Below are 24,250 nucleotides of genomic sequence, written 5' to 3'. Positions count from 1 at the left end.
CCCAGCTCCCGTATCGCGTCCTAGAGTCTCCGGATGATGACAGAACCTCGTTTCGAGGGCGATGCGGATCGCCGCCCCGCCGGCTGCTCGGCCAAGGCTGTGGCCAAAGGCTTGGCCAAAACCAAGCTCGCCGAGGTCGTGGTGGTGTGCGCGAAATGTGCGAAGCGGCAGGGCCTGCGCCCGCGCGCCGTCCGTGCACTTCTGAAGCGGGCCGGGAAGCAGGCGGCCAAGGATGGGCGGACGGGCAGCCGGACGAAGCTCTGCATCGTCGAATCCGGATGCCTTGGACCCTGCCCGAAGCGCGCGGTGGCGGTCGCGACGGGGGCCAGCGTCGCGGCCGGTCGCGTCATCCTCCTGGACCCTGGGGCCAGCCCGGAAGAGGCGCTCGCCGCCGTGCTTCAACCCGGGAGGCCTCGTTCTTCGGCCCCCGAATTCGGCCCTAATACCGCTCTAGCGGCGATGCCGACCGACGAATCGCCGCCGGCCGGTTGACCGGCCCAGACCTGGAGCTGCCGTTCTTGCCCCCTTCCCGACGCGCAACCCGCACGCCCCGACTGTGACCGGCAATCGCGTCTCCTGGAAGAGCCGGGCCGCCCGGGCCGTGCTGCGCCGCCTGCCCCTGTTCGGCACGCTGATCGGCCTCGGGCTCGCGGTCTGGCTCGTGGCGACCAACGATCTCGGCGCCGTCGCCGCGGCGTTCGGGCGGATCGGGGTGGCAGGCTTTGCCGGCGTCACGCTGGTGCGGGCGCTCGTGATCGTGCTGTGCGGCATCGCCTGGGCGCGCATCCTCGATGGGCTGTCACCCGCCCCGGCGGCAGCCTGCCTGATCCTGCGCTTCGTGCGCGAGGGCATCAACGTGCTGCTGCCCGTGGCCTCGGTCGGTGGCGAGGTCGTGGGCGCGCGGCTCCTCACCTTCTGGGGTGTCGCGGGCTCCCTGGCGGCCGCCTCGGTGCTCGCCGACCTCCTGTTCCAGGTCGGAACGCTCGGCCTGTTCGCCGGCCTGGGGGCCGGGCTCCTGACCCGGGTCGAGGGCGCGCAGGCCGCCGAGCTCGCGAACTGGACGCTGCGGACGCTGGCCGTCGCAGGATTGGCGATCGCGGCCTTCTTCGCGCTCCAGCGCACCGGTGTGGTGCGGGTGATCGAGGATCGGGTCGCCGCCCTCGGACGACGCTTCGTCCGCGAGACCGAGGCCCGCCCCGAGCCGAGCCAGCGCATCCAGGGCGCGCTGGACGCGGTCTGGGCGGCGGGACGGCGCGGCCACCTCGCGCAATCCTGCGTCCTGCACGCCCTGGCATGGCTCTTGGGCGCGGCCGAGATCGCCGTCGTCCTGGCCTGCATCGGGATCGACCACGTCAGCATCTCGGAGATCCTGGTGATCGAGGCGCTCAGCCAAGCCATCAAGGCAGCCGCCTTCCTGGTCCCGAGCGGCCTCGGCGTGCAGGAAGGCGGCCTCGTGCTGGTCTGCGGCCTGTTCGGGATCGATGCCGGCACGGCCATCGCCCTCTCGCTCGCCCGCCGGGTGCCCGACGTGGTGCTCGGCCTGCCCGCGCTGCTCGTATGGCAGAATCTCGAGGCCCGGCGGTCCAACGTGCGCCCGGCGACACCGACCTGATATTGCCCGTGACGCCGATGATCGACGTGCCGACCCGCCTGACCTCCACGCGCCCGATTCCGCGCTCCCGACACCATGTCCTGGCCGCCCTGGCAGGGCTGGCTGGCGCGCTGCTCGCCGCGAGCCCGGCGCTCGCCCAGAGCGTCACCCTCGATCTGGGCGCCGGCGGCACGACCGAGCGCGCGCTCCAGCTGGTCGCGCTGATCACCATCCTGGCGGTCGCGCCCTCCGTGCTGGTGATGGCCACGGCCTTCACCCGGATCGTGGTCGTGCTGTCGATCCTGCGCTCGGCGCTCGGCACGCAGACGGCGCCGCCGACCGCGGTGCTCGTCAGCCTCGCGCTGTTCCTCACGGCCTTCGTGATGGCGCCCACCGGGCGGACGGCCTACAGCGCCGGGATCGAACCCCTGATCGCCGGACGGATCACGCAGGCTCAGGCCTTCGAGCGCGCATCGGCGCCGTTCAAGACCTTCATGCTGCGCAACGTGCGCGAGAAGGACCTCAAGCTGTTCCTCGACCTCGCGAAGATTCCGGCGCCGAAAGGTCCTGAGGATGTCGGTCTCGAAATCGTGACCCCCGCTTTCATGATCTCGGAGTTGCGCCGCGCCTTCGAGATTGGTTTCCTGCTCTTTATCCCGTTCCTGATCATCGACCTCGTGGTCGCCTCGGTCCTGATGGCCATCGGCATGATGATGGTCCCGCCGGCCACAGTGTCCCTGCCGTTCAAGCTGATCTTCTTCGTGCTGGTCGATGGGTGGACCCTGGTGGCGGGCTCGCTGGTGCAGAGCTATGGTGGATAACAACCTATAGACTTAACATCGGAGTCTTCAGGGTTGCTTTAACCGACATTTAGCAATCCTATGCGAACAAGGTGCATGTTTTCCATGCGCAGCTTTGTTCACGATCGTGGAGGCGCCGCAGCCGTCGAGTTCGCCCTCGTCGCCGGACTGTTCATCCTGGCTATTCTGTTTGTCATGACAGTAGCCACTATACTTTTTATCAATCAATCACTTGATTATGCCACCACGCGCGCGTCGCGGCAGATCATGACCGGCGCGGCACAGACCCAGTCCATGGATCAGGCCGGGTTCAGGACGGCTCTGTGCGGCTACCTGCCCGCCGTGCTCAAATGCAGCAACGTCATGATCAACCTGTACGTGGTGCAGCCCGGAGGCTCGCCGAGCGGGTATTACAGCTTCGTCAAATCGGACGTAAGCGGCTTGGCGATCCCGACGCTGACACCGGGTTCGGGGCAGTACACGCTGGGTTCGCGCGGCGCCTACCAATACCTGCTGGTGATCTACCCGATCACGTTCATGCCCGCGGCCTTTGCATCGATCCTCGGCAGCAGCGCGACCTTCAACGGCGCGCCCGCCTACCTGACGGTTTCGACGGCGGCCTTCCGCAACGAATTGTACTGATGTCCGCCGGCCTGCCATCGCCGACGCGCGGCTTCATCGCCGACACCCGCGCGGTGTCGGCGGTCGAGTTCGCGCTGATCTTTCCGATCCTGCTGGTCCTGATGCTCGCGGGGATCCAGCTCGTCACCTACATCAACGCTACCCGCAAGGTGGAGTTGATCGCGCAGTCGATCAGCCAGATGATCTCCCAGGCTCAGCCGCCCCAGAATTCCACCACCGCCACCGTCAACGCCGCGGACCTGCATTTCAGCTTCGACTCGGCCCTCGTCCTGTTCCCCTACCTGATGAAGGACGCGCCCCGGCAGGGCCTGCAATGGTGGCAGGACATCGCGATCACCTTCGCGTCGGTCAACTTCACGCAGACCGCCTCCAATTGCATGGGCACCACCGACCTGAGCAATTGCTACGCCGCCAAGGTCGTCTGGACGAGCACCGGGACGACCGGGGGGAACTACCGGCCCTGCACGCCCGCACAGCTCCCCGCCGACAACACCGCCGCGCCGAGCCGCGCCACGCTGCCGCGCTCCGTCTTCGGTCCGGGCTCCCTCATCGCGGTCGACGTAGTCTTCACGTTCCGGCCGTCATTCGGCGCGCGGTTCATCCCGGCCATGCGGATCGCCCGCTCGATGTACGTGCAGCCGCGCTACGCCTCGCTCGTCGATCTCGACCCGACGGGCAACGACGGGATCGCCACGAAATGCCCCTGATCCGCAACCCTGCCCGCCGCCTCCGGGACCGGGCCGCGTCCCTGCGCGGTGCCCAATCCGGCAACGTGACGATCATGTTCGCCTTCAGCCTGATCCCGCTGATCGGCCTGGTCGGCTACGGCGTCGATTACGGCGTGGCGATCACCGACAAGGCGAAGGTCGATGCCGCCGCGGACGCGGCCGCCATCGCGGGTGTCGTCGCCAGCAAGGCCTATTTCGCGGCCAATCCGGGCCAGACCAACCTGAGCGCCAACGCATTCGCCGCCGGAGCCGCGCAGGCGACCAACGCCTTCACGGTCAACACCGGCAACGTGCCGTTCGCGCAAGTCCAGCTTCAGGCGCCGCAGATCTCCCGCCGGGGCCAGACGATCACCTCGACGATCACCTACACGGCCACGGTCAAGAACAACTTCGGCCAGATGTTCCGGACGCCGACCACGACATTCGGCAACACCGTTACGGCCACGGCCGATCTTCCGAGCTATCTCGACTTCTACCTCCTGCTCGACGTTTCCGGTTCCATGGGCCTGCCGGCCACGACCGACGGCATGGCGAAACTCGCATCCCAGAACACCGACAACTGGTCGGACTACAAGCAGGGTTGCCAGTTCGCCTGCCACTTTCCGGGCTACAAGGGTTGGAGCCTCGCTTCGGGCAATATCCAGCTGCGGTCGGACGCGCTGAACAGCGCGGTCTGCTCCCTCATCACCCGGGCCTCGAACCCGACGATGCAGAACCAGTACCGGGTCGGCCTCTACCCCTTCATCAACCAGATGGGCGTGCTCGCCGACATCAACAGCTCCATCGCGACGCTGAACACGGCTGCCCAGTGCTCGGGCCAGCCCTGGCCCCTTGCGCTCACCAACCTTCTGGATACCGGCACCACGCAGCTCTACACGAACAACGACCCGAGCACCGGCACGGGCGCCGGCGGCACGCATTTCGAGGTCGTCCTGCCGCAGATGCAGAGCACCATCACGGCGTCCGGCGGCTTCAACGACGGCTCCAGCACGACAGCACGCAAGCCCTTCGTCTTCCTCGTGACCGACGGGATGCAGAATAGCCAGCATTACTCCACAAATAGCGGCGGGAAATACTATTACCCGGGCAATCCCTCGACGTTCAGAGGCTATGCAGCCGGGAACTGGGACGGATCCCAGCCCGCTCAGATCGATCCGTCCCAATGCGCGGCCCTGAAGAAGGCTGGCGCGACGGTCTCGGTCCTGTACATCCCGTACAACATCATCAACTTCAAGGATTACGGCGGCGGCATCGCCTGGGAGAACAACCGCGTCAACGGGTTCAGCCCGACGCTGGCGACCCCCCTGCAGAGCTGCGCGTCGCCGGGCTTCTTCTTCACGGCCAATTCCCCGGCGGACATCACGTCCGCCCTCAACGCCATGTTCGACAAGGCCCTGCAGGTCGCCCACCTGACGCAGTAGACACCGGGCGACCCGGGTTTTCCCGATCCTCGGCGCGGTGGGCTGCCGAACCGGCGGATCCGCGTGGGCGACAAAGCCAGCCCGTCGTTCCGGGGCGCCGCAGGCGAGCCCGGAAACCAGATCCGCCGTGGGTGCTTACCTTCGGTGCGCCGGCGGTTCCGGATTCCCGGCTCCGCTACGCGGCCCCGGAATGACGGGGTGGAAGATCGACAAGCCTTCGCATCATGCCGACCGGCTGCCTGCGCGGCAGCGTGGAGGCACAACCACGTTCGCGCATCCGGGCGGTGCCAGGCACGACTCGGCCTGGGCCCGCGATCGCCCTGTATCCCTTGCGAGCTCCCGCCGTGCCGCTCAACCCGGCGGCGAACCGGCCGGCGCGGCGCTGCTCTGCTGCTCGGCGCCCGACGGCTCCTGGCCGCCCGCGGCGTTCGGTTTGCCGCGCTCGGGCGTCGCGGCGTCCGGGTAGCGCTTGCGGTACTCTGCCAGGAACGCCGACAGGGTCTCGGCCTTGGTGGCGCGGGCCGCGATGGCGCGGAAACCCGGGGCAAGGGTCGGGTTGGCGCCCGTGAGCAGCGCGAAGGTGCGCGCGTCCGGGCTCGCTGCCATGGCTTCCGAGAACTTCGCCTTCAGCCGCTCCAGGCCGATCACCTCGCCCGCAAGATCGTAGGCAATCGCGGCGCGCACGGCATCGGAACGCGCCGTCTCGTCCAGAGGCTGGCCCGACCGCCACGCGTCGCCGAGGAGCCCCTCGTGCGCCTCCCCGGCCTCGCGCCACCGGCGGGCCCCCCAGTAGATGTCGGCGCGCAGCCGCTGGATGTCGGGGCCGCTCTCGTCCTCGATCGTCTCCAGCGCGAGATCGGTGCGGCTGAGATCCGACAGGGCGCGGGCGCGGACGAGACCGCGGGCGCGCTTCAACTCGCGCGGGAGTTCCGGCAGATCGGTGGCGTCGAGCACCTGCAGCGCCTGCATGGGCTTGTCGTCCATCAGCCGCACCGTGGCGAGCCGCGCCGCGACGGCCGAGCGGGCCGGTCCGGTCAGCCGGTTGTCAATCTGGTATTTGAGGAGGTCGGCGGCCGGGTCCAGCAGGTCGAGCTCGACCAGACGATCGGCCAGACGCCGCACCACCTCGTCGCCGCGCCGCCCGATCGGGCTCATCTCGCGGAAGTCGAAGAACAGCGCGACGGCGTCGACCCCCGAGAGGCTGTCGCCCTTGTCGGTGAGATACAGGTCCTCGAAGGCGGCCTGCGCGTCGCGCGTGAGGGCCTCCGAGGCGGGCGCATTCGGCGCGAACGCGTTCACTCGGCGCACCGTCGTGAAGGCATCGCGCCAGCGGCCGGCCGCGAGATAGAGACGCGCGAGGCCGGCCGTGATGGCTTCGTCGATCGGCCCGCGATGCCAGGTCAGGCCGATGCGTTCCAGCCGCTCGATTGCGGCGTCGGACGTGAGCTTGCCCGCAGCCCGGGCCAGGAGCGCGCCCCGCAGGCTCGCTTCGACCGAGACCGGGCGCAGTGCGGTGCCCTCCAGGCGGGTATAGGCGTCGAGCGCCGCCTCGGTCTGACCGGTGGCTTCCGCGGCGCGGGCGCGGACCAGGGCCAGCCGGTCGCGGATCCACGGCGACAGATCGCGCGCATCCTCCGCGCGAGCCGCCGCAGTCTCGGCGTCGCCGGTCTCGATCGCCGATTCCGCCGCGGCGGCGCGGATCTGCTGGGCGAGATCGGCGGGGTAGCCGTTCGCGAGCGGCAGAACCCTGAGGAAGCCGTTCTCGGCGGCCTTCCAGTCTCCCGATCCGGCCGACGCCATGGCCCGCCATAGGGCGGCCTCGGGGTCGTCGGCGAGCGTCGGCAGACTCAGTGCCTTCAGGGCTTCGGCGGTCCGCCCGATCCGGACGAGTGCGATCCCGCGCAGGACAGCGGTGTCGCGCTGGGCCGCGAGCAGCGGATCGTCGGACGCGGCCGTCTCGAGAGCCGCAAGGGCTTCGAAATCGAGACCGTTGGCGAGATCGGCGCGCGCGAGCGTGAGGCGGGCAGGGCCGCGCTCGGCAGGCGTTGCCGCGGAGGCCGCGTTGGCCAATCCGCGCAGGGTCTCGCGCACGTTTCCGGCCCGCGCCCGCTCCCAGGCCTCCCGCGCGATGGCGAGGGTCCCCGCCTCGGCGAGAACCGTTTCGGCCTTCCGGGCGATTGCCGAGGCGGCGAGACCGCCCTCCCGCCCGATCGTCACGGCATCGAGTTCGGGCCGTACCGCGAGGTCGTCTGCCCCGGCGAGCACCGCCAGCCCGTGCCGGCTGGGCAGGATCTCGAAATCGACGAAGCGGCGGCTCTTCGGATTGCCGACGGGGCGCCGCGCCGCGGAGGTGACCACCGCGACGCGCTCGCCATCGAGATCGAGCCATGTCGCCGAGCCGGGCCGCGGCAGGCCGAGCGAGACGGCGACGCGGCCCGAGGGGTCGGGCTGGCGTACGGGATCGAGGCTGTCGCTCGGGCTCAGCGTATCACCGGCCGACAGCTCCCAGCCGAGGCCACTCCCCTTTGTGACCGCGTTGAGGTCGACCAGGCGCCCCTGCGGAACCGAGAAGCGCAGCACCGTCAGCGGCCCGGTCCGAGACGGCGGGCCCAGCGGGACCAGCCCCTGGCTGCTCGTCGGCAGGGTGACCTGCTCGGTGGTCTCGAACGCCAGGGTGGCGATGCCGCCGCGCTCGAACAGGAGTGCCGGCGGCAGGGACTGGAACGGAAAGACGAGACCGGACCCGGCTTGGCGCCGCGGAGGCGCCTCGGGCGACAGGTTCCGGACCGCCGGCGCCTCCGCGCGGCTCGGCGTCACCGGAGCGGGACCGGGCAGAGCCGCGGCGGCCGGCTGCGCGGTCGGCCCGGGAACCTCGACGACGGTCTTGACCGGCTCGGGCGGCTTCCGACGGACCGCGTCGAGGACGAGAGCCCCGTCCTCCCGCTCCGTGCCGATCGTGTACCCGTCTTCGGGCGTGACCAGGAGGCTGGCCGAGGTCGCATCGGTCTCGGTTGCCAGCTTGGCGATTCCGGGACGTGGTCGTCCGCGGGTCTCGCCGGAATCGATGGTCCAGGCTCCGACGACCCGCAGCCGCGTCACCGGTCCCTCGCTGGTCACGGTGGTCACGGCTTCCGCCGGGACGCGCAGCGACAGACGCGTCAGCGTCGGAAGCCGGGCGAGTTCGAGGGACAGGGGCTTGCGCACCGGTTCGGGTATGCGCGCCTTGAGGGCTTCCTCGGCCACCCTGGCCCGCCGCGCGAGTTCGGCGACGACCTCCGGCGGCAACGGCGGCGGAAGGCCTGACCAGCCCTCCGGCAACAGATCGACGAACACGCGCTCACCGGCCGATTGCACATTGATCCGATAGGGCCTCTGCAGGGCGACCCGCAGGCCGGTCCCGTCGGGATCGCGGCGGACGCTGGACACGTAAGCCGGCATCTCGTCGGCCAGATGCTCCGGTCCCTGCGCGACGTGCTCGCCATAGCCGACCAGCAGGACACCGCCCGCAAGCTTGGCCTTGACCGAAACAGGCTTGTCGAAATTGAGCACGATCCGGCCGTAGCCGCCCGCGCCGCTGCCGGTCTCGCTGCCCTTGGCGCCGATCAGTTTGGCGGCCAGCGACGGATCGACCGACGCCAAAAGGGCGAGCACGGGCAGCGACATGCGCAGGAGCCGCACGCCGAACCCACGACCGATGCAGGGGCGCCCGCCCTCCGATCCCATTGCCTCGCCGATCCGATCCCGGCGCGCGGCACCAGTGGGGCCGCAGCGCGCGGCGCCACATCACAGCGGGATCCTGCGGCAGCGCGGCTAACGCTGCCTTAACCGTATCGGGAAAATCGGCCGGAACGCCGCCTCGGTCGCCGCGGGCGTGCCCGGGATCACGGGCGCGCCGATCCTCAGCCGCTGAAGGCGACGGCGCGATCGAAGGCCTGCGCGAAGCCTTCGAGGGGGACCGTGATCGCGGCCGGATCGGAGCTGCCCGACTTCTGGCCGGTCACGATCAGCTTCTTGGCGGTCCGCATGCCGTCGAGGGCGAGCGTCGGGAAGCTGATCGGCACGAAACAGCCGTCCTGGCTGCAGGCCGTGTAGGGCGCACCCTTGCCGAGAGTCTGCTCGTCGAGCTTGAACGTCACGCCCGGCTCGATGGCGAGGCCGAACGGCATCAGGACGATGCCCTCGGACCGGCCGTTCGCCGGCGTCTGGAGCTCGAAACCGAACTTGCGGCGCCCGGTCTGCGAATCGCCCTGCGATTGCGCCACGATGCAGATCACCTTCTCGCCGGGACGCGTGCAGGTCATCGTCCAGTCGCCGTAGCTCTCACTGACGGTGCTGGCACCCGTAGGCCAAGCGGCATGGGCCGGCGCTGCCGCGGGCGTCGCCGCCGGTGCGGCGGCCTCGGCCGGGCCGGGCTTGGCCGGCGTGGACTTGGCCGCCGGCTTCGGCGCGGGCTTGGGACGGGGCTTGGGACGGGCCTGCGCGGGCGCGTCGGCGGGCGGAGCCGCCTCGGGCTCGGCATCCTGAGCGCGCAGCGACAGGGTCGAGCCGGCCAGGGCCAGCGTCCCGATCAGGCTGACGCGTACCAGCGCGCGAAGTGTCGACATGGAATCACGATCCCCCGTGGCCAGAGAGCGGCAGTGCCGCCTAATGCCCAAGCCGGGGGGACGCAATCGCCGAGGCATGCACGACGCGCGGTCGTGATGCCGTCAGAGCGGGTTCGGGCCGCCGACAGCGCGGGCCAGCGCACAGCGTCGGGCGAAGGCAGTCTCGCTGCCGGTGCGGACGGCACGGGCGACGGCGAACACGAGGGTCAGGAAGCCGGGATCGCGGTCGGCGGACTCGGTGGCCGGACCGGGGATCCGAGAGGTGATGAGCGCGAGCATGACGGACTCCGAAATCGAGATCTCGAGCGCTTCCGCAAACCCCTATCGCGCGACCGTCTCGGCGGCCTTGTTGCATTGCAATATGAGACCTGCAGCCGGCGCCTGCCATCTGATCGGACGCGCATGACGCATGCGCCGAACTCATGCCCGACTCCGGGATGTTCAAAGGAAGCTTAACAGTTTCTGGTGCAGCTTCCGGCACAGCATCCGCGATGGACTGAGCTGCATTGCTTTCGGTCCGCAGTGCCGATTCCAAGCACGAGCCGACGCTGCGGCGCGGTTGACCGTCGGCGGCTGAGCCGCCATTGAGCGCGCTTCCGGCGACTCGGACCCTGGGCCGTATCGGCCCCGCCTGCGCGGGCCTGTCGCCGCCCTGTCACATGCGCGCCATAACCCGCCCGCCAGCCAGAACCCGCGGATTCACGACCTGTCCGCCCGACCGAGGACCTCCCGCATGACCGACCAGCCGACCCGTCACCCGATCCACGGCCGGATCACCGGTCCCATCGTGATGATCGGCTTCGGCTCGATCGGCCGCGGCACCCTGCCGCTCATCGAGCGGCACTTCGAGTACGACCGCACCCGCTTCACGGTGATCGATCCGGTCGACACACACCGGGCGCTGGCCGGGAAGCACGGCCTGCGCTTCGAGAAGGTCGCGCTGACCCCGGAGAACTACCGCGACGTGCTGACCCCGCTCCTCACCGAAGGCGGCGGTCAGGGCTTCTGCGTCAACCTCTCGGTCGACACCTCGTCGCGCGCGATCATGGAACTCTGCCGCGAACTCGGCGCCCTCTACATTGACACCGTGGCCGAGCCCTGGCCGGGCTTCTATTTCGACAAGTCCAAGAGCCAGGGCGACCGCACCAACTACGCGCTCCGCCAGGACATCCTCGACGCCCGCGCGCAGAAGCCCGGCGGCAAGACCGCGGTCTCCTGCTGCGGCGCCAATCCCGGCATGGTGTCGTGGTTCGTCAAGCAGGCGCTCCTGAACATCGCGCAGGATACCGGCCTGCAGCGGCCGGAGCCCAAGACCAAGGCCGAGTGGGCCGGCCTGATGAAGGATCTGGGCGTGAAGGGCGTCCACATCGCCGAGCGGGACACCCAGCGCGCCAAGACGCCGAAGCCGCGCGGCGTCTTCGTCAATACCTGGTCGGTTGAGGGCTTCGTCTCGGAAGGCAACCAGCCGGCCGAGCTTGGCTGGGGCACCCATGAGACCTGGAAGCCCGCCAATGCCCGCGAGCAGGAGAAGGGCTCGCGCTGCGCGATCTACCTGCTGCAGCCGGGCGCCGACACGCGGGTGCGCACCTGGGTGCCGACCGCCGGCGCGCAGTTCGGCTTCCTGGTGACCCACAACGAGGCCGTCTCGATCGCCGATTACTACACGGTGCGCGACGGCGAGACGCCGGTGTTCCGGCCGACCTGCCACTACGCCTACCACCCGGCCGACGACGCGGTGCTGTCGCTCCACGAGATGTTCGGCAATGCCGCCAAGGTGCAGGAGCAGCACCACATCCTCGACGAGACCGAGATCGTCGACGGGATCGACGAGCTCGGCGTGCTCGTCTACGGCCACAAGAAGAACGCCTACTGGTACGGCTCGCAGCTCTCCATCGAGGAGACCCGCCGGGTCGCACCCTACCAGAACGCCACCGGCCTGCAGGTGACCTCGGCGGTGCTCGCCGGCATGGTCTGGGCGCTGGAGAACCCAGAGGCCGGCATCGTCGAGGCGGACGAGATGGATTTCCGCCGCTGCCTGGAAGTCCAGACCCCGTATCTCGGCCCGGTCGTGGGCGTCTACACCGACTGGACGCCGCTGACCGACCGCCCCGGCCTGTTTCCGGAGGACATCGACACCCGCGATCCCTGGCAGTTCCGCAACGTGCTGGTGCACGGCTGAGGGTCCGGCGCCAACAGGTCATCCCGGGGCCGCGGAGCGGAGCCCGGGATCCAGACACGCCGAGGCGACTCGTATCGGCGGCCGCGGTGTCTCTGGATTCCGGGCTCGCCTGCGGCGCCCCGGAAAGACGACGCTGGGGCAACCAGGACGGGCACGCCTACTCGGCCTGACGCCGGGTCACCAGGGTGCGGCCCGGCTCGACCTCGGCCGAATCCTGGTACAGCGGCACGATCGCCCGCAGCCAGCCGCGGATCTCGCGGCCGCCGTAGTTCCACGCGACCACGTCGCGGGTGAGGTAGGCCTGCAGGTTCACCGGCCCGAAATTATAGCCGACGAGACCGCCCACCGCGATCTGCCCCTGTGGACGGTAGCCGACGACGCGGGTCGGCAGGTCGGTGGAGCCGAACGCGACCGCGCCCACCTGCCACTTGCCGAATTTCCGCGTCGCCGTCAGGTCGAGGTTCAGGTAGTCCGGATAGAGCGTGCCGGCCGGCGAGCGCGGGTCGAGGAAGATCCCGTAGAGCAGGTTCGCGGTGAGGTTCCAGTCCTGGCCGGTGTAGCTCGTCGCGAAGCGGTGGGTCAGCGAGGCCGACTGCGTGAGAAACCCTGTCTGGATCGGCAGATAGCCGCCGAACAGGTAGCTGACGCCGACATCACCGCCGAGATCCCAGGGGAGCTGGGCGGCCAGCAATTGCTGCCCGATCCCGCTCTGATAGGGCGCGCCCCGGCTGCTCGCCGCCGCGACCGGCTGCGTGAAGAAGAACTGCAGGCGCCCGCCCGCGATGTCCCAGGGGGTCGACCACGCGAAGGTCGGTAGGTTGACGTTCGTTGAGGAGTCGCGCGGGTGCGTACTGCGCGTACCGAAGCTCGACAGGTTCACGAAGTACAAGCCCACCGGGAGCTGGGCGCCGACCGGAAGCCCGACGGTTTGGCCGGGCTGAGCCGCGGACCCGGCGCGCACATCCGTCGTAGCGAGGGCTCCGTAGACGGCAAGAACAGCCGCCGCGATCCCGCGTGTCGTCAGGCTAAATCCGGCCATGAGGTTCCCGAACCAAAGCCCCGACATCCGGGGCTGATCAGGGTTGGACGCACATCCGGAGCGCCCAAATCCCGCCGTTACAGCCAAGCTGTGTGGAACGACACGGGATCGATATTTCGATGGGACGAAGCGGGACTAAACTACTCGCCGTCGATGACAACGACGCGATCGGGCCGGTAGGTCGCCCCCTCCACCGGGTTCGCGACCCAGCGGCACCGGCCGATCCGCATATCGTGACCCGCGTGGAAATGGCCGGAGATCCACAGGCCCGGCCGCTCGGGATCCGCGAGGTCGTCGAGTACCGTGGAGGCGTAGAAGGCCGGCACCCACCAGGGGACGCCGGGCGCGTCCCGAAACCGGTCGGCCGCCAGGGGGCTCGCCGGGTGATGGGTCACGACCACGGTCGGGCCGTCATGGGCGATCCGGAGAGCCTCGTGCAGGGCCGCCCGCTCGATCCGGTGGGCCGCCATCGCGTCCGCTGGCTGCCAGGGGGAGCCGTCGGCCTTGCGGATCGATCCGCGATACTCGCGGGAGCCGGTGACCGGATCGGTCATGCGCGCGGCCGCGTAGGCCACCGGATCCTCGGGGCGATCGGGCGTCTCGGCCGTGAGCCAGCGCCCGGCGAGGGTCCAATCGCTCCACAGGGTGGTGCCGATGAAGCGCACGCCGTCGATGACGCAGCTCTGCGCGCGCTGAAGCAGATGGATGCGGGCCCCGAGTCCGTTTACCCGGGTGACCTCCGCCTCCAGGGCCGCCAGCAGCTCGGGCGCCGTGCGCGGGTCGCCGGTCGGGGCGTAGCGCTCGTGGTTGCCCGGCACCAGCACGATCGGCCGGCCCTGCGCAAGGTGCAGCAGCGCCGCGAGCCCCCGCTCGGGGTGACCCTCGTACAGGTCGCCTGGGCACGCTAGAAGGTCGAAGGGTTCGGCCGGCGGCGCGATCAGGTCGAGGCGCCGCCGCTCCAGGTGCAGGTCAGAGATCGGGAAGATGCGCATGGGTGTCGTTATCCGGCGGCCCGGCGCTCGGCCGCGGCGGCCCGGAGGATGTCGGCGGCAGAGTCAGCGTTGAGGATGGCGATCCCGGCCGCGGCGACGAGATCCGGCCAGGGTGAAGGATGGAGGGCGGTCACCAGCCCGGCCGCGATGATCGCGAGGTTGGCGAAGGCGTCGTTGCGGGCCGAGAGATAGGCCGCCCGGGTCAGGCTGCCCGAGCCGGAGCGGTGCCGGGCGAGCATCAGCGCGCAGGTAAGGTTCACCGCCAGCGCGCCGAGGCCGGTGAGGGTCAGCGGCAGCGCCGCCGGGGCCACGAAGTCGGAGGCCTTCGCGTAGGCCGCCCAGGCGCCGGCGAGCGCCGGCAGGAGCAGGATGCCCGCCATCGCGGTGCCGAGCCGCGCGCGGTTCCGCGCACTCCAGCCCAGGCCCGCGAAGATCAGCAGATTGATCGCCGCATCCTCCAGGAAGTCGAGGCTGTCGGCGATCAGCGCCACGGAGCTGATAGCGAGCGCCACGGCGATCTCGATGCCGAAGTAGCCGAGATTGAGCGCCGCCACGCGGGCGACGACCGGACGGAGGGAGGGCGGCTCGGCCCGCTGCGCATCATCGGCGATCACGGCGCGCGTCTTCGCCGACGCCCGCCCGCCTGTCGAGGCCTGTTGAGAAATCTGCGCCCGCCGCTCAAGAAAGTTCAGGGATCTTGCGCCTTTGTCCGGGTGGATTCGGCGCCGGGATCGTGCGAGGCGGTTGCGGGAGCCGGCCGCGCGAGACGGGCGACCGGCGGGAACCGGAGGTCTGCCGAGCCATGCTGCCCGAATTGCGCGTGCTCTATTTCGAGGATCTCGAGGTCGGGCTGTCCGAGACTTTGTCGAAGACGATCGCCTCCTCGGACGTGGTGGGCTTTGCCGAGATCACCGGCGACCGCAACCCGATCCACCTCTCCGAGCACTTCGCGGCGCGCACGCCCTTCGGCACGCGCATCGCCCACGGCCTGTACACGGCGGGGCTGATCTCGGCGGTGCTCGGCACGCGCCTGCCCGGACCGGGCGCCGTCTACATCTCGCAGACCCTGAACTTCCGCGCGCCGGTGCGCATCGGCGATGTCGTCGAGGTCACCGTCACGGTCGCCGAGCTGATGCCCGAGCGGCGGCGCGCCCGGCTCGCCTGCCGCTGCGCGGTGGCGGGCGAGACCGTCCTCGACGGCGAGGCGCTGGTGAAGGTGCCGACCAAGGCCGAGGCCGACCCGCTCGCGAGCCGGACCGAGCGCGCGCAGGGCTGAGGTGGCGGCGACCGAGGCGGTCCCGGAGACGATCGCCGATCCGGACGACCCGCGCCTCGACGCCTACACGCGGATGCGCGAGCGCGACCTCGTCGGCCGGGCCGGGCGCTTCATCGCCGAGGGCGAGGTGACCCTGCGCTTGCTCTTGAGCCGACGCAGCCGCTTCCGCGCGGAATCGGTCCTGCTCGCGCCGGAGCGCTGGCCAGGACTGGCCGACGCCATCGCCGCCTGCCCGGACCCGCCGCCGGTTTACTGCGCCGCCAAGGCCGTGATGAGTGCCGTCACGGGCTTCCCGATCCACCGCGGGGTACTGGCGATTGGCGTGCGGGGCGCGGAGCCGGACGCGGCCACGATCGTGCCGCCGCCCCCGGCGCCGGCCCTCGTCCTCGGCCTCTCGGGGCTGACCAACCACGACAATGTCGGGTCCGCCTTCCGCAACGCCGCCGCCTTCGGGGCCGACGCGGTGCTCCTCGACGCGGGCAGCTGCGATCCGCTCTACCGCAAGAGCATCCGCGTTTCGGCCGGCGCGGCGCTGATCCAGCCTTTCGCGCGCCTTTCCGCAGGGCAGGATTGGCTTGAGGTTGCGGAAGCCCTCGGGCTTCAAGCCCTGGCGCTCAGCCCGGGGGCCGCCGAGACCCTCGAGGACGGCGCCGTGCCGGCACGGGCACTCCTGATCCTCGGCACGGAGGGACCGGGCCTCGACGCGGCGACGCTCGGCCGGGCGCGCCCGGTCCGGATCCCGATGGCGGCCGGTTTCGACTCGCTCAACGTCGCTACTGCAGCGGGTATCGCCCTGCACGCCATCGCCAGCGCCCAGGGACGGCTCGACCGCGCCTGACGGATCGACCACCGCGCAGCCGGGATGGTCGCACTACGGGTTGATCGACGCCACCTTCCAGTTCCACGCGACGCTCTGGTCGCCCAACGACCCGCTGGCCGGCGCCGGGGCGGCCGGCGGCGCCGTGGGCGGCGACGTGATCCCGAACGGCGGCATCCGCGTGCGGCCGGGCGACAAGATCCCGCTGATCCCGGACCACCAGATCAAGACCGGATTCGAGTACAGCATCACGCCGAACTGGCGCTTCGGCCTCAACGTCTCTGCCTTCACGTCGTCCTATTTCCGCGGCGACGAGTCGTACCTGAACCGCAAGCTGCCGGCCTACTACGTGCTGAACCTGACCACGAAATATCAGGTCACCAAGAACCTGGAGATCTTCGGTCGGATCACCAACCTGACGAACAACCGCTACGCCACCTTCGGGACTTTCGCGGAGAAGGGTGCGGTGGCCGGCAACCTCTCGATCAACGATCCGCGCACGACCACCCTGGCGCCGCCGCTCTCGAATTATGCCGGCCTGACATACAGGTTCGGGGCCGATCCGGTGCCGATGACGCCGGAGCCGATCATCCGGAAGTACTGACACCGGAGCCCACGAGCAGAAGCTGATGAGCCGCGGACGATGCAGCTCCTTTTCGATCGTGGAAGACCGCACGGGTTGACGGGCCGCACGGCGCGTCCATGCCGGCGCCCGCACCGCTCATCGATCGATGGAAATGGTGCCGAGCCGAGAAAGAGTCTGGATCCAGCCTGCAGTCGGAGGCAGGCAGCGGACAATCCAGTGCGCCGTCTTGAGAGGCCGGCAACTTAATTCCCCAAAAACAATACGTAGATTTTTGGATTCGGCTTGGTCCGCGGATTTGCCTTTGCTACGGCGGATTTGACGTCGTTTTGAGCAAGGAATTCAATGATGATGCGCACCATCACGGCCGCCGGCGCCGCTTTGATCGCGGCTCTGGCCTTCGTCGGGACTGCGGACGATGCGCGGGCCGGCTGCCACCGCTGCGGCCCGGTGTCGCCCGGCTACCGCGTCAGGACCGTGAATCAGGTCTCGAACCGGACGCAGTATCGGGACGTTCAGCGCACGCACTACGTTCAGAAGACGCGTCCCATCTACAATGTCACGCGTGTCCGCCCGATCGTGCGCGTCCATACCGTCACGCGCGTTCATCATCATACGGTGCCGGTGATCCGCAACGTCAACGTGTACAGCGTGCAGCGACTGCCGGCACAGTACATCCACACCAACAGTGTGCAGAACTACTATCACGGCTGCGGCTGCAACTGAGCCCAGCCTGCCCCGGCCTCGCGCCGCCGTTCTCGGCCGGCCGCTCAATCGCGGCTGGCCGTTTTCGATCCCGTATTCAGGCACGCCTTCGGGCAGATGGGGGCGCGACCGAGCAAACGCCCAAGCGCGGCTTGCGTCCGCATCACGCACAGCTTGCCCAGGAAATCCTTGTCCTCGTCGCCGAAATCCGGGATCCGGCAGGACGCGACCATCGTGTGCTCGGCCTGCGTCCAGAGGGTCGAGACAGCGGCCGCAGTCCCGGGGCGCTTCAGCGCGGACCAGGCGGCCGGGTCGTTCTCGGCAGTCTCGACGTAGAGCGCGACGAAGCTCATCAGCGCCGCCAACCCGTCCCGATGGTGCCGCTGGACATCCGGATCGCGCCGATCGCTGAGCGCGATCGCGGTGTCCAGGTCGTGCGTGTAGGCGTTGAGTTCGTCGAGCAGGTAGCGGAAGTCGACCGCGGAGGTCGCGCCTTTCGGTCGCAGATACGTGTCCACGAACAGGCTGGACCGGAATAGCCGCGCGATCCTGGCCGGCGCGAGCAGGGCCCCGTCTTCGGCCGGGCGCTTCACCGCGCCCCCGCCGACGAGCGGATAGGCGTCCCCGTCCGCGGTGATCAGGTGCACCGATTCGTGCACGGCCGTCGGCAAGCCGTACTGGGCATCGTCGCAATCGAGCCAGGTGCGGAAGAACGCCTTGTCCTTGACGGTGCGGAACACGGCGTAACCGTTCGACGACGCGGCTTTCAGAACGTCGATGGCCTGAGCCCGGCAGTCGCCGGCACTTGCCGGTCCGACGCCCAGAGATGCGGCAGCCTGCAGGACGAGCCCGCACAGGGCTGCTCGAACGGTCTTGCGCATCGGGCCGCATCCTTGGAGATCTGGATCCTGTGGCCGGCGTGGTTAAAGAACGGTTCCGGCACCGTTCCCGAGATTGTCGATCGGTATTGGTCACACTCTCGACGCATTCGGCCCGCTCTCAATTCTGGAATGGCCGAGCTTGCCGGTCCGCAGGATCCCGGCACGTTCACGCTGCGCCTCAGGGCCGACGGGTGGATGCGTGCGCGCACGAACCCTCCGGCCGCAGGACATGGGAAGTCCGGAACCATGCTGTTGAACGTTGCGAATGCCGGTGCCGGCTCAGCGGACGAGGACGCGCGGTTCCCGCGCGGCTCCGAGCAACTCAGCCGCCGATCGTTCCTGGTCGGCTCAGCGCTCGGTATCGGCGCGCTCGGGCTCGGCGGCTGCGGGACTTCCGACAGCCTGCTCCTCGCCGAGGCGCGGAACACCTACGGGCCGATGCCGGGCGAGAAGTTCCCGATCCCGGCGGTCGACATCAGCAAAGTCGATCCGAAATACTATCGCCGCACCGTCAGCTACCAGACCAAGGAAGCGCCCGGCACGATCATCGTCGATCCGGCCAATTACTACGTCTACCGGGTTGAGGGCGACGGGGCTGCTACCCGCTACGGCGCCAATGTCGGCCGCCAGGGGTTCCTGTGGAGCGGCGACGCCTATGTCGGCCGCAAGTCCGAGTGGGCGACCTGGACGCCGCCCGCGGAGATGATCCGGCGCCAGCCGGAGGCGGCGAAATACGCTCGCGGCATGCCGGGGGGCCTCGACAACCCGCTCGGCGCCCGGACCCTCCACCTCTACCAGAACGGCGCCTACACGCTCTACACGATCTACGCGAGCAGCGACGCCGAATCGATCGGCTCCGGCATCACCAGCGGCTGCGTCGGCCTACTCAGCCAGGACATGATCCATCTCTACGCACGCACGCCGGTCAAGACGAAGGTCGTCGTCCTGCCCGCGTAGCGGGAATAGCCGGCTCCCGGACCAGGCTCTGTTCGGCCCCAGAGCCATGTTCCCCGCCGGACGGACCCGGCATCGGACGGCGGGTCCCAAGTGCTCCCGCCGAGAGGGTCGAACGAAGATGCGACTTCGGCACGCTGGCACAGATCTCCCATCCACGTCCGCACGGTACGGCCGCGTCCGTGAATCTGCGCGCGACAAACGGCTGCAATTGCCGTGCGAGAATGCAAGTCTAGCTTGGCCGCAGGGGTGCGGGGATTCGGTGGGGAGTCGTCAGCGTTGCTTCAGTCTGGGGATGGGTTGCGGGCGTTGACCGGACGCCGGGTGGCTGTGGTCGGAGCCGGTCCGGGCGGACTGGCCGCAGCCCTGCTCCTGGCCCGCGCCGGAATCCACGTCACCGTGTTCGAGAAGGACGCGCAGGTCGGCGGCCGCACCAAGACCGTGGAGGCGCCGGGCGGCTACCGGTTCGACATCGGCCCGACCTTCTTCCTCTATCCCCAGATCCTCGCCGACATCTTCGCGAGTTGCGGCGAGCGGCTCGAGGATCACGTCAAGCTCGAACGGCTCGATCCGCAATATCATCTCGTCTTCGAGGGCCCAGACGGGATCTCCGGCACGATCCGCGCCACCGGCGACGTCGAGCGTCTGGAGCACGAGATTGCCGGCCTCGCGCCGGACGACGCCAAGAACGTCAAAGCCTTCTTCGAAGAGAACCGCACGAAGCTGCGCTACTTCAAGCCGGTGCTCGAGCAGGCCTTCCACACCCTGCGCAGCATGGTGAGCCCGGCGATGCTGGCGGCCCTGCCCTACCTGCATCCGGGCCGGAGCGTCGACCGCGACCTCAAGCGCCACTTCGCCGACCCGCGGGTGCGCCTCGCCTTCTCGTTCCAGACCAAATACCTCGGCATGTCGCCGTTCCGGTGCCCGAGCCTGTTCACGATCCTGTCGTTCCTCGAATACGAGCACGGGGTCTACCACCCGGTGGGCGGCTGCGGCGCGGTCTCCGAGGCGATGGCGGGCCTGGCTACGCGGATCGGCGTCGACCTGCGGCTCAACACCAACGTCGAGCGGGTGCTGTTCGACGGCAAGCGCGCCAGCGGGCTGGTGGCGGACGGCGAGACGTTCAACGCCGACGCGGTGCTGATCAACGGCGACTTCGCCAAGGTGATGCGCGCCCTGGTGCCGGAGCGACACCGCCCGCGCTGGCGCGACGCCAAGATCCAGAAGGCCCGCCTCTCCTGCTCGACCTTCATGCTCTATCTCGGCATCGAGGGGAAAATGCCCGACACGCTCGGGCATCACACGATCCTCCTGGCCGAAGGCTACGAGAAGAACATCCGCGAGATCACCGAGGGCACGCTGCCGATGCAGCCGTCCCTGTACGTGCAGCACGCGGGCTACACGGATGGCGGCATGGCGCCCGCCGGCCACACGGCCCTCTATGTGCTGGTACCGGTGCCGAACCTGAAGGCCGGGATCGACTGGAAGACGATTCGGGAGACCTACCGGGCCCTGATCCTGGAGCGGCTCAAGCTCCTGGGGCTCGGCGATATCGAGTCCCGGATCCGCTACGAGCGGATTATCGATCCGACCCAGTGGGAGGAGGATTTCGCCGTCCACGAGGGCGCCACCTTCAACCTCGCCCACGACCTGATGCAGATGCTGTATTTCCGGCCGCACAACCGCTTCGGGCCGGGCCTCTACATCGTCGGCGGCGGCACCCATCCGGGCTCCGGCCTGCCGGTGATCTACGAGGGTGCCCGGATCTCGGCGCGGCTGCTGATCGAGGAGCTGGCCGGCGCCCGCGCCGCCGCCACCGCGGGCATCCCCGAGACCGCACCGCTGGCGACCTCCGGCGAGGCTTCGTGAGCGCGCTGCGCGCCCGGATCGTCCTGATCGCGGCTCTCTGCGCCGTCGCGCTGCCCGCTTCGGCCGCGACCGTCCAAGTCGAGGTGGACGGGATCGAGCCGGGCGCCGGCAGGGTGCGGGTCGCCCTGTGCCAGGGCGGCCTTTCGGAGGCGTCCTGCGCCCGCGGTGACGACGCGCCGGCCTCGGCGGGCCGCGCGCTGTTCACCTTCCAGGCTGTCGCGCCGGGCACCTACGCGGTCGCCGCGTACCAGGATTCCAACGGCGACGGGCGGCTCGACCGCACAGGCCTCGGATTGCCGCTGGAACCCTACGGCTTCTCCGGTGCGGTGAGCCGCCGGGCGCGGCCGGACTTCGCCGAGGCCGCCTTCGCGTTGCGCGAGCCGGGCACAGCCCTGCGGGTGCGTCTCGCCCGCGCCCTGCCGCGGCGGTGACACGATGGGCGAGCCCCTCGTCCGGATCGAGGGCGTCGGCCTCGACCTGCGCGGACGCCGGGTGCTGGAGCGGGTCGACCTCGACCTTGAAGCCGGCGAGACCCTGGCCTTGCTCGGACCGAACGGGGCCGGCAAGTCGTCGTTGATGCGCCTCGTGGCGGGCCGCCTGAGGCCCGATGCGGGTTCCGTCCGCGTGGCCGGAGCGGACCCGTTCCGAGCGGGCGATGCCCGTCGCGCCATCGGCTGGGTGCCGCAGGAGATCGCCCTCTATCCGAAGCTGACCGTGTCGGAGAATCTCGGCGTCTTCGGCCAGCTCGCCGGCGTGCGTCGGCGCGACCGGAGGTCCGCCGTCGAAGCGGCCCTGGACATGGCCGATCTCGCCGATGTCGCCCGTCGGCCGGTCGGCATCCTGTCCGGCGGCTACCGGCGCCGGGTCAACATCGCGGCGAGCCTGATGAACCGGCCCCGGCTGGTCCTCCTCGACGAGCCGACGAGCGGGGTCGACCTTGCCGCGCGGGCCGCGATCCACGCGGTGCTCGATCGGCTCAAGGCGGCCGGCACCGCGATCCTGATCGCGACCCATGATTTCGGAGAAGCGGAGCGCCTCGCCTCGCAGGTCGCCTTCCTGGCGCAGGGACGGATCGTGCGGGCCGGGCGGCTCGCCGATCTGCTGGCGCAGCTGCGCACGGGCGCGCCGGAACGCGAGTTGAGCCTCACGGTCCCGGCGGATGCTTCGGCCGAGGCGGTGCTGCGCCGCGCCGGCTTCGCGCCCGCCGAGCCCGGCGGCGTGCTCTGGCGCTCGGTGGAGCGCGGCGGCCTCGACGGCGCGGCCCTGCTCGGGCGATTGCGGGCCCAGGGCGTGCCGGTTGCCGAAGTGCGGGTCCGCGCGCCGCGGCTGGAGGCGCTCTATCTCGACGCGCTTCGACCCCGCGGCATCGCCGACCACGACGCAGCACGGGCATCGACGCCCCTGCGGGCGGGAGCGGCCGGGTGATCGGCGCGGCGTTCCGCGTGATGGCGCTGAGCCTCCTGCGCGACCGCGCGGCTTTGGTCATGGCCTTCGTGCTGCCGACCGTGATCTTCTCGATCTTCGCGGCGATCTTCTCCGGGGCGACCGGCGACCGGATCCGCATCCATCTCGGGCTGGCCGACTTCGCCCACACCGTGGCGACAGGGCGCCTGGTGGACGCGCTGGCCGCCGACCCCTCTCTGCGGGTGACGCGCCTGCCGGCGACGGACCTCGACGCCGTGGCCCAGGCCGTCCGCTCGGGCGAGGTCGACGTGGCGCTGGTCCTCCGCGGCGACCTGATCGCCGCCCCAGCGGGCGACGCGCCCGGGCCTGTCGACCAGCCGGTTGTGCTGGTCGAGAACCCCGCCAAGGCGCTCGCGACCCCGATCGCCCTCGGCCAGCTGCAGCGGGTGCTGAACGAGGCCCTGCCCGACGTGGTGCTGTCCCGGATCGTCGCCGACGTGGAGCGCACCGGCAAGATCGGCCCTGACGAGCGCCGCTTCCTGGAGGATGCTTTCGCCGAGCAGCGCGCCAGGAAGGAGCCGTTCAGCTTCGCAGCCCTGGTCGAGCGGCGCAGCACGGCCGCCGGCACCGCCAATGCCCGCATCAGCTACTACGCGGGGGCGATCACCGCGGTGTTCCTGCTCTTCGCTGCCATGCAGGGCGCGATGTCGCTGGTCGAGGAGCGCGAGACCGGACTCACCGAGCGTCTGATGGCCGGCCCCGGCGGCCTGCCGGTGGTGGTGCTCGGGAAGTTCGGCTTCCTGACGCTGCAAGGTCTCGTCCAGGCCGGCCTGATCTTCCTGGCCGCCGCTCTGCTCTACGGCGTCGAGATCGGACCCCACTGGCCGGCCTTCCTGACCGCCTGCCTGCTGGTCTCCGCCATGGCGGCCGGCTTGGCGCTCGCGGCCTGCGCGCTCGCGGCCTCGCGGCAACAGGCGCACCTCGCCTCGACCTTCGGGGTGCTGCTGCTCTCCGCGGTCGGCGGCTCGATGGTGCCCCGGTTCCTGATGCCACCCTGGCTGCAGCAGGCGGGCTGGCTGACGCCCAACGCCTGGGCGATCGAGGCCTATCAGAGCGCGCTGGGCGAGGGATTCGCCGCCGCGGCCCCGGCGCTTGCAGTGATGGGCGCGCTGACGCTGTGCGGGCTCGGCCTCGCGCTCGCGCTGGCGGCGCGTCGGACCGCGTAGGACGGTGGCCGGTCCGAGCCGGCGCTAATCGACATAGACGCCGGCTCCTATGAGCGCCTCCACCCCATCAACATGCGTCGCGCAGACATAGCTCCACTTCACGCTCGGTGCGGCTTGGCCGGGCTTCGGGAACATGTAGTCGACCCAGCCGGAGCCAGATGTTGTCACGACCTCGACGAGGTCCCGGTGGAACTGCTTCCCGTCGGCATCGCGCTCGTTGAGCAGATCGCGTCCCTCCCGGTCCGGGCGGGCGGCGTTGAACAGGACGATCCCGCGCAGATCGAAGACGAACAGGTAGACGTCCCCGTAGCGCCAGCCGCCGCCCTTCCGCCTGAACGCGCCGAACGCCCGGGCGCCCTGCTCTTCCAGCACCTCGGCCGCCCTGTTGACGAGGGTCTCGATCTCCGCGGCCTGATGAACTGGCGGAGGCGATCTCTTCGCGAAGGCCGGGATCGCCGTCTCCAAGACCAGCAGCACCGGCCATATCAGCAGGGCTCTCAACATACCGTCGCCTCGCCGATCGAGCCTCCTCTCCGCGT

Annotated in this window: 23 protein-coding genes and 1 pseudogene; 16 read left to right on the top strand and 8 right to left on the bottom strand. The window is 69.9% G+C overall.

Features of this window, described 5'->3' with window-relative positions; all coding sequences use genetic code 11:
• Positions 1-33: 33 nt before the first annotated feature.
• From ABIE45_RS09100 to ABIE45_RS09075, 6 genes are all read left to right on the top strand, one after another.
• Positions 34-492, top strand: a complete 459-nt coding sequence (locus tag ABIE45_RS09100) for a hypothetical protein (RefSeq protein ID WP_192706415.1) — start codon at positions 34-36, stop codon at positions 490-492.
• A 64-nt stretch (positions 493-556) separates the two neighbouring features.
• Positions 557-1,612, top strand: coding sequence for a flippase-like domain-containing protein (locus ABIE45_RS09095; RefSeq protein WP_192706414.1), 1,056 nt, complete (start codon positions 557-559; stop codon positions 1,610-1,612).
• 17 nt (positions 1,613-1,629) lie between these two features.
• Positions 1,630-2,412, top strand: coding sequence for a flagellar type III secretion system pore protein FliP (gene fliP, locus ABIE45_RS09090; protein ID WP_192707332.1), 783 nt, complete (start codon positions 1,630-1,632; stop codon positions 2,410-2,412).
• A gap of 84 nt (positions 2,413-2,496) precedes the next feature.
• Complete coding sequence (locus ABIE45_RS09085) at positions 2,497-3,033, top strand: TadE/TadG family type IV pilus assembly protein (protein ID WP_373622248.1); 537 nt, start codon at positions 2,497-2,499, stop codon at positions 3,031-3,033.
• A complete protein-coding gene (locus ABIE45_RS09080; RefSeq protein ID WP_192706412.1) occupies positions 3,033-3,740 on the top strand; it encodes a TadE/TadG family type IV pilus assembly protein in 708 nt (235 codons plus the stop codon). Before ABIE45_RS09085 ends, ABIE45_RS09080 begins: the two co-directional genes overlap by 1 nt.
• Positions 3,731-5,182, top strand: a complete 1,452-nt coding sequence (locus tag ABIE45_RS09075; protein WP_192706411.1) for a pilus assembly protein TadG-related protein — start codon at positions 3,731-3,733, stop codon at positions 5,180-5,182. Before ABIE45_RS09080 ends, ABIE45_RS09075 begins: the two co-directional genes overlap by 10 nt.
• Before the next feature lie 351 nt (positions 5,183-5,533).
• Here the strand turns inward: ABIE45_RS09075 and ABIE45_RS09070 are convergent, their stop codons facing one another.
• The 3 genes from ABIE45_RS09070 to ABIE45_RS09060 form a co-directional block, all read right to left on the bottom strand.
• Positions 5,534-8,905, bottom strand: coding sequence for a hypothetical protein (locus ABIE45_RS09070; protein WP_192706410.1), 3,372 nt, complete (start codon positions 8,903-8,905; stop codon positions 5,534-5,536).
• A 176-nt stretch (positions 8,906-9,081) separates the two neighbouring features.
• Complete coding sequence (locus ABIE45_RS09065) at positions 9,082-9,786, bottom strand: invasion associated locus B family protein (protein WP_192706409.1); 705 nt, start codon at positions 9,784-9,786, stop codon at positions 9,082-9,084.
• Between the two features lie 102 nt (positions 9,787-9,888).
• Positions 9,889-10,065: a hypothetical protein gene (locus tag ABIE45_RS09060; protein ID WP_192706408.1), complete on the bottom strand. Its 177-nt coding sequence runs from the start codon at positions 10,063-10,065 to the stop codon at positions 9,889-9,891.
• 454 nt (positions 10,066-10,519) lie between these two features.
• Between ABIE45_RS09060 and ABIE45_RS09055 the strand changes: the two genes are divergently transcribed.
• Entirely contained in the window at positions 10,520-11,965 is a 1,446-nt protein-coding gene (locus tag ABIE45_RS09055; protein WP_192706407.1) for a saccharopine dehydrogenase NADP-binding domain-containing protein, read from the top strand.
• A 157-nt stretch (positions 11,966-12,122) separates the two neighbouring features.
• Here the strand turns inward: ABIE45_RS09055 and ABIE45_RS09050 are convergent, their stop codons facing one another.
• The 3 genes from ABIE45_RS09050 to ABIE45_RS09040 form a co-directional block, all read right to left on the bottom strand.
• On the bottom strand, positions 12,123-13,004 hold the full coding sequence (locus ABIE45_RS09050; RefSeq protein ID WP_192706406.1) for a transporter: 882 nt from the start codon (positions 13,002-13,004) through the stop codon (positions 12,123-12,125).
• A gap of 140 nt (positions 13,005-13,144) precedes the next feature.
• Positions 13,145-13,996 (bottom strand): metallophosphoesterase, encoded by an 852-nt coding sequence (locus ABIE45_RS09045; protein WP_192706405.1) that lies wholly within the window; start codon positions 13,994-13,996, stop codon positions 13,145-13,147.
• Positions 13,997-14,004: 8 nt separating this feature from the next.
• Positions 14,005-14,610 carry a cation transporter gene (locus tag ABIE45_RS09040; protein ID WP_192706404.1) on the bottom strand — a complete coding sequence of 202 codons (606 nt, stop codon included), beginning with the start codon at positions 14,608-14,610 and terminating at the stop codon, positions 14,005-14,007.
• A gap of 188 nt (positions 14,611-14,798) precedes the next feature.
• On the opposite strand from ABIE45_RS09040, the gene croR reads away from it, so the two are divergent.
• The 4 genes and pseudogenes from croR (at position 14,799) to ABIE45_RS09020 (ending at position 17,398) form a co-directional block, all read left to right on the top strand.
• Entirely contained in the window at positions 14,799-15,272 is a 474-nt protein-coding gene (gene croR, locus ABIE45_RS09035; protein WP_192706403.1) for a 3-hydroxybutyryl-CoA dehydratase, read from the top strand.
• A gap of 73 nt (positions 15,273-15,345) precedes the next feature.
• Positions 15,346-16,110: an RNA methyltransferase gene (locus tag ABIE45_RS09030; protein WP_192707331.1), complete on the top strand. Its 765-nt coding sequence runs from the start codon at positions 15,346-15,348 to the stop codon at positions 16,108-16,110.
• 25 nt (positions 16,111-16,135) lie between these two features.
• Positions 16,136-16,693: pseudogene (locus ABIE45_RS09025) on the top strand (TonB-dependent receptor domain-containing protein); the annotation flags it as partial.
• A 327-nt stretch (positions 16,694-17,020) separates the two neighbouring features.
• Positions 17,021-17,398, top strand: coding sequence for a hypothetical protein (locus tag ABIE45_RS09020; protein WP_192706402.1), 378 nt, complete (start codon positions 17,021-17,023; stop codon positions 17,396-17,398).
• A 44-nt stretch (positions 17,399-17,442) separates the two neighbouring features.
• On the opposite strand, the gene ABIE45_RS09015 is transcribed toward ABIE45_RS09020, so the two are convergent.
• Positions 17,443-18,258: a hypothetical protein gene (locus ABIE45_RS09015; RefSeq protein WP_192706401.1), complete on the bottom strand. Its 816-nt coding sequence runs from the start codon at positions 18,256-18,258 to the stop codon at positions 17,443-17,445.
• Between the two features lie 246 nt (positions 18,259-18,504).
• Between ABIE45_RS09015 and ABIE45_RS09010 the strand changes: the two genes are divergently transcribed.
• The 5 genes from ABIE45_RS09010 (at position 18,505) to ABIE45_RS08990 (ending at position 23,711) form a co-directional block, all read left to right on the top strand.
• Positions 18,505-19,215 carry a L,D-transpeptidase gene (locus ABIE45_RS09010; RefSeq protein ID WP_192706400.1) on the top strand — a complete coding sequence of 237 codons (711 nt, stop codon included), beginning with the start codon at positions 18,505-18,507 and terminating at the stop codon, positions 19,213-19,215.
• Between the two features lie 276 nt (positions 19,216-19,491).
• A complete protein-coding gene (gene crtI, locus ABIE45_RS09005) occupies positions 19,492-21,081 on the top strand; it encodes a phytoene desaturase family protein (RefSeq protein ID WP_192706399.1) in 1,590 nt (529 codons plus the stop codon).
• Positions 21,082-21,086: 5 nt separating this feature from the next.
• Positions 21,087-21,512: a DUF2141 domain-containing protein gene (locus tag ABIE45_RS09000; RefSeq protein WP_192707330.1), complete on the top strand. Its 426-nt coding sequence runs from the start codon at positions 21,087-21,089 to the stop codon at positions 21,510-21,512.
• Positions 21,513-21,516: 4 nt separating this feature from the next.
• The gene (locus tag ABIE45_RS08995) at positions 21,517-22,506 is read left to right on the top strand and encodes an ABC transporter ATP-binding protein (protein WP_192706398.1); all 990 of its coding nucleotides are present in this window, start codon (positions 21,517-21,519) and stop codon (positions 22,504-22,506) included.
• On the top strand, positions 22,503-23,711 hold the full coding sequence (locus ABIE45_RS08990; RefSeq protein ID WP_192706397.1) for an ABC transporter permease: 1,209 nt from the start codon (positions 22,503-22,505) through the stop codon (positions 23,709-23,711). The genes ABIE45_RS08995 and ABIE45_RS08990 overlap by 4 nt, the downstream gene beginning before the upstream one ends.
• 24 nt (positions 23,712-23,735) lie before the next feature.
• On the opposite strand, the gene ABIE45_RS08985 is transcribed toward ABIE45_RS08990, so the two are convergent.
• Positions 23,736-24,188 carry a cache domain-containing protein gene (locus ABIE45_RS08985; protein WP_373622247.1) on the bottom strand — a complete coding sequence of 151 codons (453 nt, stop codon included), beginning with the start codon at positions 24,186-24,188 and terminating at the stop codon, positions 23,736-23,738.
• Positions 24,189-24,250: the final 62 nt, after the last annotated feature.

Source organism: Methylobacterium sp. OAE515 (assembly GCF_041806315.1).
Lineage (GTDB): Bacteria > Pseudomonadota > Alphaproteobacteria > Rhizobiales > Beijerinckiaceae > Methylobacterium > Methylobacterium tardum.
Note: the sequence above shows the minus strand (reverse complement) of the source record. Positions and strands in the feature narration are given on the sequence as shown.

Excerpts from the sequence above, each read along its gene's own strand:
- croR (WP_192706403.1), top strand. The coding sequence starts at position 14,799 with ATGCTGCCCGAATTGCGCGTGCTCTATTTCGAGGATCTCGAGGTCGGG.
- ABIE45_RS09045 (WP_192706405.1), bottom strand. The coding sequence starts at position 13,996 with ATGCGCATCTTCCCGATCTCTGACCTGCACCTGGAGCGGCGGCGCCTC.
- fliP (WP_192707332.1), top strand. The coding sequence starts at position 1,630 with ATGATCGACGTGCCGACCCGCCTGACCTCCACGCGCCCGATTCCGCGC.
- ABIE45_RS08995 (WP_192706398.1), top strand. The coding sequence starts at position 21,517 with ATGGGCGAGCCCCTCGTCCGGATCGAGGGCGTCGGCCTCGACCTGCGC.
- ABIE45_RS09010 (WP_192706400.1), top strand. The coding sequence starts at position 18,505 with ATGCTGTTGAACGTTGCGAATGCCGGTGCCGGCTCAGCGGACGAGGAC.
- ABIE45_RS09015 (WP_192706401.1), bottom strand. The coding sequence starts at position 18,258 with ATGCGCAAGACCGTTCGAGCAGCCCTGTGCGGGCTCGTCCTGCAGGCT.
- ABIE45_RS09030 (WP_192707331.1), top strand. The coding sequence starts at position 15,346 with ATGCGCGAGCGCGACCTCGTCGGCCGGGCCGGGCGCTTCATCGCCGAG.
- ABIE45_RS09055 (WP_192706407.1), top strand. The coding sequence starts at position 10,520 with ATGACCGACCAGCCGACCCGTCACCCGATCCACGGCCGGATCACCGGT.
- ABIE45_RS09100 (WP_192706415.1), top strand. The coding sequence starts at position 34 with ATGATGACAGAACCTCGTTTCGAGGGCGATGCGGATCGCCGCCCCGCC.
- ABIE45_RS09065 (WP_192706409.1), bottom strand. The coding sequence starts at position 9,786 with ATGTCGACACTTCGCGCGCTGGTACGCGTCAGCCTGATCGGGACGCTG.
- ABIE45_RS09050 (WP_192706406.1), bottom strand. The coding sequence starts at position 13,004 with ATGGCCGGATTTAGCCTGACGACACGCGGGATCGCGGCGGCTGTTCTT.
- ABIE45_RS09080 (WP_192706412.1), top strand. The coding sequence starts at position 3,033 with ATGTCCGCCGGCCTGCCATCGCCGACGCGCGGCTTCATCGCCGACACC.
- ABIE45_RS09070 (WP_192706410.1), bottom strand. The coding sequence starts at position 8,905 with ATGGGATCGGAGGGCGGGCGCCCCTGCATCGGTCGTGGGTTCGGCGTG.
- ABIE45_RS09060 (WP_192706408.1), bottom strand. The coding sequence starts at position 10,065 with ATGCTCGCGCTCATCACCTCTCGGATCCCCGGTCCGGCCACCGAGTCC.
- ABIE45_RS09075 (WP_192706411.1), top strand. The coding sequence starts at position 3,731 with ATGCCCCTGATCCGCAACCCTGCCCGCCGCCTCCGGGACCGGGCCGCG.
- ABIE45_RS09020 (WP_192706402.1), top strand. The coding sequence starts at position 17,021 with ATGATGCGCACCATCACGGCCGCCGGCGCCGCTTTGATCGCGGCTCTG.
- ABIE45_RS09085 (WP_373622248.1), top strand. The coding sequence starts at position 2,497 with ATGCGCAGCTTTGTTCACGATCGTGGAGGCGCCGCAGCCGTCGAGTTC.